Origin of the sequence: Chitinophaga sp. (assembly GCF_035564935.1) — a bacterium.
Taxonomy (GTDB): Bacteria; Bacteroidota; Bacteroidia; order Chitinophagales; family Chitinophagaceae; genus Chitinophaga.
This window is the reverse complement of the sequence record NZ_DATMTE010000402.1, coordinates 1-7,327: the sequence shown is the minus strand read 5'-3', so window position 1 is coordinate 7,327 and position 7,327 is coordinate 1. Positions and strand designations below refer to the sequence as shown.

Below are 7,327 nucleotides of genomic sequence, written 5' to 3'. Positions count from 1 at the left end.
TTGTAATTTAATTATGTATTTTGCGACTGATTTTTGTTAAGATCACTTATCTATGAAGCGATTGTTATTCCTGTCCTTTGTGGCTGTGTCTTTCTTTACGTGCCTGCTTTTTTATGGCTGTTAACATCACTATCTTCGCATAGCCATGGCATCTTACATCCTTACGCTGCAACTTGACCCCGCCGCCACCGGGTTCTTCAACCGTTTGCGACAGCAGTACTATCCTGCCCATGCGAACGAGGTAGCTGCGCATCTTAGTTTGTTTTACCGCCTGCCGGCGGATGAACCAGGGATCATGACCACCCTGGATACAATGACGGCGCAACCTTCCTTTGTATTGCAGGTGAATGAATTGCAACGCTATACCAACGGTATCGCCTACACGCTGATGTCGGATCAGCTGCTTGCGCTGCATACGTTATTGCAAACGCAGTGGGCGCAATGGCTTATTCCGCGCGACCGGCAGCCTTTGCGGCCGCATATTACCATCATGAACCAGGTAACGGCTTTTAAAGCGCAACAGGCGCATGAAGCATTGAAAGCAACATTCCTTCCTTTTGAAGTAACCGCCACGGGGATGCAGTTGTGGCGATACCTGAAAGGACCGTGGAAACTGGAAGGGACCTATGGTTTCCAGGCATAAAAAAACCTTCCCGTATAATGGGAAGGCTTTTACTGTATGCAGCTGGTTGTTACCTGATCACCCTGTTCACATGTTTTATTTTAACCACTACTTCATAGGTGCCTTCCTGGAAGATCTGGAACTGGAAGCGTGGGTTCACGCTATAGATCTTGTCGCTGGTAGGCGCATACCCCGGGTCTACCGTTACAAACTGGCTGGGGATACGATAATAGATCAGGTATCCGTAAGCGCTTTGCAGCAAGGGGAAGGGAGTGGTTTCAAAATTACACACCATGCTGGTATCTGTTTTTACCAGCGGGTGAAACTGTGCATAGGTCTGGAAATCGCTGCGGTCGCCTCTCCTGATGATCTCTCCCTGGGCCGGGTTAAAGTAGCGGCCGTTCTGGTCGGCGATCTTCAGGATGATATTGGTGCCTTCATCAGAAATTTTCCGGATGGTAACGGTGGGCACGCCCAGGTCGCCGTTGGCATCGCTGCCGTCTTTGAACCAGGCGGCGCCGCCATCGCCAATGTGATAGGGTGGTTCATCTATCAGGGTGAAAGTGGCGATGTTCTTATATACTTTGGTGCCGTTTTGGTTGGAAGCCTGGATATCAAATTCGTAGGTACCCAGCGGCACTTTGATGGAAGTACCGTAAAAAGTAAAGGCGCCGGTATGCTCGTTAAATTCAAAGCAGGGGTTGTTTACCTTCTGTCTTTTTTTGTTCAGCAACTCAACGGTGGTATCTGTTTCAGGATCAAATTTCCCTATCCATTCATAGCGTTCAAAATTGGCGTATATAGAGTCGGAATGTGTGTGCTTTTCCGCATCGCGGATGTCAAGCAGTTTATATACTACCGGTGCGCTGGACCCGTCGTTACTTACAGGATTGGTGGATTGTATCTGTCCCCGTTTTATGGTGATCGGGTTATCGACGTAGCGTATCTGGTTGCTGAGAAAACCGTTCTCCACTTTGGAGCAACCGTACATAGCTGCTGTAACAGCCATCACCACGGCGCCGAATATTTTTATATTTTTTTTCATGATCATTGCGTAAGGGTGAAAACTCAGTTAAACGTATCCGCGAAATAAGTGAATGTATGATTGTTGTTCAGTACATGCAATACTCCATTGGTAGTGAGGATCCCGGTAGTCTGACATCGTGTTTGCAGGTATTGCTCCGGTATGGCGTTGGCCAGTTCCGCATCGGTAGTGGGAACAGGGTGACCAGGTTTGGCTACCAGTTTGGTCAGGTACAGGTATACAGGATATTGTGTAAATACACTGCCGTCTGTATAGTCTGTGCTGGGAATACCTTGCACCAGGCGGAGTTCCCCGTCGTTGGCCTTATACAGCTTCCCGGTTTTGGTAGCCTTGTCTAATGTAATGAGGTCTTTAAAAAGATAAGCCCGCAGGGAATCTCTCATTACACCAAAATCCAGCGAATCAAAAGTAAAGATATAGTTAGGATCCACTCTGCGTGTACGTTCCAGCTCCTGGCGCAGCACAATATAATTATACAGATCGTAGTCGGTGATGGCGAAGAAAGTGCCGGTGGCATTTACTTCTTCTTTCAAACCTGTTTTATCGATCAGCAACAGCACGGTATCAAAAAGCGGGTTTGTTTTCAGGTAGTCGTAAGTGGTCATGTTCACATGCGGATCATGTACACTGCCGCCGATCGTATATTCCTTTTTACAGGAAAATAAAACAACGGCCACCAAAGCTACCAGGGAGAGATATATTTTATGTTTCATACAGCTGATTTTATTGGGTTAAAGTTTACCTCTCCAGTAAGGAGTTTGTGTAAGGGTGAAATCGTCTTTGAACATAGTGGGATCAATGGGCCATAACCAGCCGCCATTCACGAACTGATCCTCGGGGAAATGTTCGTTGTAGGTGCTGAGTTTTTTATTACGCACCAGGTCGTAATAGGCGTGGCCTTCGTAGAAGAGTTCCCGCAGGCGTTCTTCCAGGATGGTGGTCGCGAGATCTTCACCTGCGCCTGCATAATCGGCCAGGCCCGCCCGTTGGCGTACTTTGTTCAGCAGCGGCAGTGCGTCGCCGTCTTTACCCAGTTTTTGCAATGCTTCGGCCCTCAGCAACAATATATCCGCCAGCCTGAAAATGATGAGGTTATTGGTCATGCGGGGATCTCTTTTCGTAGATCCGTCGGCGTAAGCAATGTTCGCAAACTTGATGATCTGTCCCTGGTTACCCCCCAATCCGTAAAAGAAATCTTTAAACCGGATGTCTTTATCTCGGTCGTCATAAATAGAGAGGTAGTTCTCATTTACCGGCCATTCTATATAGCTTTTTCCATCAATGAAGGGCATCATCAGCGTTACGCCTGCACCGCCATTGGTGGCCAGGGAAAGCCCTTCTGATTGTCCGTCATTGATATTGATTTCAAAGATGCCTTCCTGTGTTTTACCAATGAACACTTTCATGTAGTTCACAGAATCCATGAGGGCGTAGCCGCCGTTGGTGATCACTTCATTGGCAGCGGCTTCGCAGCCGGCGTAATCGCCTTTCCATGCCAGGATATGTGCCTGTAGTGCAAATGCAGCGCCTTTATTGGCTCTTACCGCGCGTTCAGATTCATCTTCATAACCAAAATCAAGGTTTTGTTTGGCGATCTCCAGGTCGGCCAGGCATTGTTTCCATACACTGTCGGCCGGGCTTCTCGGGATATTTTTTGCAGACGATACATCCAGGTCCGGTTCCAGCTTCAGCGGTACATCTCCCCAGATCCTGCTCATATAAAAGTAGGTGAAGGCGCGGAGGAAATAGGCTTCCCCGATCACATGCCGTTTGTTATTGATGTTGGTGAATTTGCTGTCGTCGATGCCCGGCACTTTATTAATGATAAGGTTCACCTGTTGCAACAGCTGGTAGTACTGTTGCCAGTTCCAGTTATTGCCGCCTACATTGAGCCCTACAAACTCGCCATTGGAAATATTGAAATTGCCATTGTCGCGGCCACCGTCGATGCTCAGCTCACCAGACACAATATCGCCGTATTTATGCCAGGAGTTATCCCTGATCAGGATATTACGCAGGATGGCATAAGCACCGGCCAATGATGTTTTGGCATCTGTTTCGGTAGAAAAATAAGCGTTGGTAAAAGTAGAGTTATGCGGTTCAAGATCCAGTATTTTGGAGCAGGACGATACCAGGGTAGCTGCGGAAATCACTGCAGCTGCATAAGCAATATATAAGCGTTGTTTCTTCATGATTTTCATTTTGATGGTTAAAGGCTAAGATCCAGTCCCAATGTGAATTTCCTGGGAATAGGATAACCACTGCCGCTGTATACGCCAAAGGCATCAACCTGTTCAGGATCAGGAATGTTTTTAGATTGTTTGAGGATGAACAGGTTGTCGGCCAGTGCATAGATCCTTAAACGTCTGAAATGGATCTTATCCAGTACGCTTTGGTTGAAGGAATAGGAGAGCGATACGTTTTTCACGCGGAAATAGGCGCCGCTTTCGATCCATGCAGAGCTCACCATCGCGTATTTGTAACGGGTACCATTTACGGAACTTAAGCTTGGATATTGCGCATTATCTCCCGGGTTCCTCCAGTAATTGATGTCCCTCAGATCAGGCATAGAATGGGTGGAGAGGGAGTGATACGGATCAGGGTCGCCATCGTCTGTAGGTACCAGCTGGGAGAGTTTTCCGGCGAGGTAATCGTTGAACACTTTACGGCCTGCGGTGAAAGTACAGAATACATACAGCGTGAAATTCCTGTAGCTGAAAGTGTTACCGAAACCGCCGGTTACTTTGGGGTTAGGGTTACCAGCCGGTACATAGTCGGTGTTATCGAGCACACCATCGCCGTTAGCGTCTTGCCAGATCGGGTCGCCGCCTTTGAACGGATAACCATAGAAAACCAGTGGCAAACCGGTGGCCTTATTAATAGGTACATCTCCATCGGTAGCGTAAATACCTGTTTTGTTGAACACGTTATAGGAGTTCAGTGGTTGTCCCTGGCGGAGCAGGTATTTATCCAGGTAAATATCGCGGCCTCCGTTTGGCAGGGAGGTGATAAGGTTATCGTTATGGGCAAGGTTCAGTAAAGCCTGCCATTGGAATTTGGAAGATGGTTTCAGGATGTTGGCAATGAGCTGCAGTTCCACACCGGTGTTGCGTATACCGATAGCGTTTGCTGTGAGGATGGAATAGCCGGTGGTAACCGGTACATTCAGGTTAAAGATACCGCCGTTGGTATTTTTAATATATGCATCCGCCACGATATTGAAGCGGCCGTTGTATAAAGTTACGTCCAGCCCAAGGTTGCTTTGCGTGCTTTTTTCCCAGCTCAGGTTATTGTTGGTAAGTCCCTTATCGAAATCGAGTGCTACAGCAGGGATCCCATTATAGGCAAATGCGTAGTTGCTATTGGTGGCGGGATTGGTACTACCGGGAAACCCGCCGGCGCCTATTTTGTAAGTATTATAGGAGAGGTAGTTGTCGCCTCCATCCGGTTGCCGTCCTGCCACACCATAGCTGGCGCGCAGTTTCAGGAGGGTAAGCCAGCTGCTGGCAGATTTCAGTGCGGGTTCATCGCTGATCACCCAGCCGCCGGATACAGAGGGGAAGTAACCCCAGCGGTTATTTTTACCAAAGCGGGAAGAGGCGTCAGCAGTAATTACGGCAGACAACAAGTAACGTTCCTTATAGCCATAGTTCGCTCTTAAGAACAGCGATTGAATACCGCTCTGCAACAGGTCGGAACGGGTGTCGGCCAGGTTTTTATTGAGTACGGTTACCGTGCGGATCTGGTCGTTCGGAATGCCAATGGCGCTGGATTGGGTAGCGCGGTATTCCCAGTATTCGGTGTTTTGCCCGGCCAGGAAGTTCAGCGAGTGGCTGCCATTCAGTGTGGTGGTATACTGGAGGGTATTGCTCATTAAGTAGTTATTGGATTTATCTACAAAACTGGTGGCCTTACCGGTTCCGTCCCTCCTTACAGCGCCGGGAGTGTAGGAATCCATCCGGCTGTTGGTTTGTGTAAAGGAGATCACCGTAGTGAAGTTGAATTTACTGGAGATCTTCCATTCAATGATAGGGCTGATAGACAGGTTATCGTTGCTGTTCTGATCGGTGCCGCTGGTGGTGTTGCCGAAAATGAAATCCCTGTTGGCATCCGTCATATAAAGCAGGGAAGTGGGCAATGCGCTGGAGGCATAGTACCCGCCGTTAAACGGACCGTATCCGCCGGATAGATCGTTAATGGATCTTGGCCGGTCTATTTTTGAATAGCGGATCTGTGTATTGATCTGCAAGTTAGGGGAGAGGTTCAAGCCGGTGCTGCTGCTGAAGCTGTAGCGTTTCAGTCCTGATTTCCGGATGATGCCTTCTTCATTATAATAGTTGAAGCCGTAGCGGTAATTGATCAGGTTATTGCCACCGGAAATGGAAAGGTCGTAGTTGTCTACCCGCCCGGTTTGGTACATGCCGCCCTGGTAATCGTTGGCGTTGTTGAAAGCGGGATTAAGACTATCCGTGAGCACCTGCGGAATATTTTTGAGCGTGCCCCAGTTGCCATAGTGATTGATCAGTTCCATTTTTGCGCGGCGTTCTTCTGCACCGATCAGCACTTTATCCAGTTGCGGCATTTCGGTGAACCCGTGGTAAGTGGCAAAATCAATTTTTGGTTTCCCGGAGATCCCTCTTTTTGTTTTGATGATGATCACGCCGCCAGCGCCTCTTGATCCGTAGATCGCGGCAGCAGAGGCATCTTTCAGGATATCGATGCTTTGGATATCGTTGATGGAAATACCGGCCAGTACATCGGTATTGGTACCGGAGCCATAGCTGATAGCGGCAATGTCTTCCGTGGTTTGAGGTACACCGTCAATTACATAAAGCGGGCCGCTTAAGGCGCGGGCAAGACTGGTTTTTCCAATGTCGCTGGTAAAGTCGCTGTTGATGGTACGGCTTACCGCGGTGTTCCCACGCATTACCACGTTACTTCTGATACCGGGTTCTCCGGAATAGTTCTGTACATCCAGGCCGGGAGCGCGTCCCTGCAGCAATGCGTCCAGGGTGGGGGCAGGCACGTCCTGCAAGGCTTTAGGGTTAACCGAGGTAACCGCCGCCGTTACTGTTTTGCGGGATGCTTCCTGGTAACCGATCACCACTACGTCTTTCAGCACTTTTTTGTCGACCGGCAACGTTACGTTCAGGTGAGCGTTGGCTTCCTTTACTGTTACCGAAAAGGGGAGGTAGCCCAGCATGCTGAAAGTGAGTGTGCTGCCGGGATTCATCCTGAGTGTGTAGCTGCCATCCGGTGAGGAGATGGCGCCCGATTTGCTGTCTGAAATACTCACAGATACGCCTGGCAGCGGGTTTCCGTCTGAGCCGTCTTTTACCTTACCTGAAACGGTGATCTGCGTGGAGGCAGATTTTACCTGTGCGGTACCTTCCAGGCATAGGAAGGTAAGGCAGAACGTTAATAACATAACAGCGCTGTTACGGCTGTTTTGTGTAAAATTAACAGTCATGTAAATTGATTTGAAACTGATGAATGATACTGGTATGCTGATTATCCAGTTGTTATTATGATATTGGTTGACGTATTTTGCCCGGAATCAATAATGCTAAACGTTGACTAATTTTGGTTTGATAAAATATCGCCGTTGCCGGTGGCAACGTCTTTTGTTTGTATGCTCCTTGCTGTTATTAACTCAATTC

5 protein-coding genes are annotated in these 7,327 nt (G+C 48.5%); 1 reads left to right on the top strand and 4 read right to left on the bottom strand.

Features of this window, described 5'->3' with window-relative positions; all coding sequences use genetic code 11:
• Positions 1-145 precede the first annotated feature (145 nt).
• Entirely contained in the window at positions 146-643 is a 498-nt protein-coding gene (locus VN105_RS10570; protein ID WP_325640605.1) for a 2'-5' RNA ligase family protein, read from the top strand.
• A 49-nt stretch (positions 644-692) separates the two neighbouring features.
• Here VN105_RS10570 and VN105_RS10565 read toward each other — a convergent pair whose 3' ends face one another.
• From VN105_RS10565 to VN105_RS10550, 4 genes are read right to left on the bottom strand one after another with little or no spacing between them, the layout of a single operon-like run.
• The gene (locus tag VN105_RS10565; RefSeq protein WP_325640603.1) at positions 693-1,667 is read right to left on the bottom strand and encodes a DUF5007 domain-containing protein; all 975 of its coding nucleotides are present in this window, start codon (positions 1,665-1,667) and stop codon (positions 693-695) included.
• A 23-nt stretch (positions 1,668-1,690) separates the two neighbouring features.
• Positions 1,691-2,380: a hypothetical protein gene (locus tag VN105_RS10560; RefSeq protein ID WP_325640601.1), complete on the bottom strand. Its 690-nt coding sequence runs from the start codon at positions 2,378-2,380 to the stop codon at positions 1,691-1,693.
• An 18-nt stretch (positions 2,381-2,398) separates the two neighbouring features.
• Entirely contained in the window at positions 2,399-3,859 is a 1,461-nt protein-coding gene (locus tag VN105_RS10555) for a RagB/SusD family nutrient uptake outer membrane protein (protein ID WP_325640599.1), read from the bottom strand.
• 17 nt (positions 3,860-3,876) lie between these two features.
• The gene (locus tag VN105_RS10550; protein WP_325640597.1) at positions 3,877-7,137 is read right to left on the bottom strand and encodes a SusC/RagA family TonB-linked outer membrane protein; all 3,261 of its coding nucleotides are present in this window, start codon (positions 7,135-7,137) and stop codon (positions 3,877-3,879) included.
• Between the last annotated feature and the right edge of the window lie 190 nt (positions 7,138-7,327).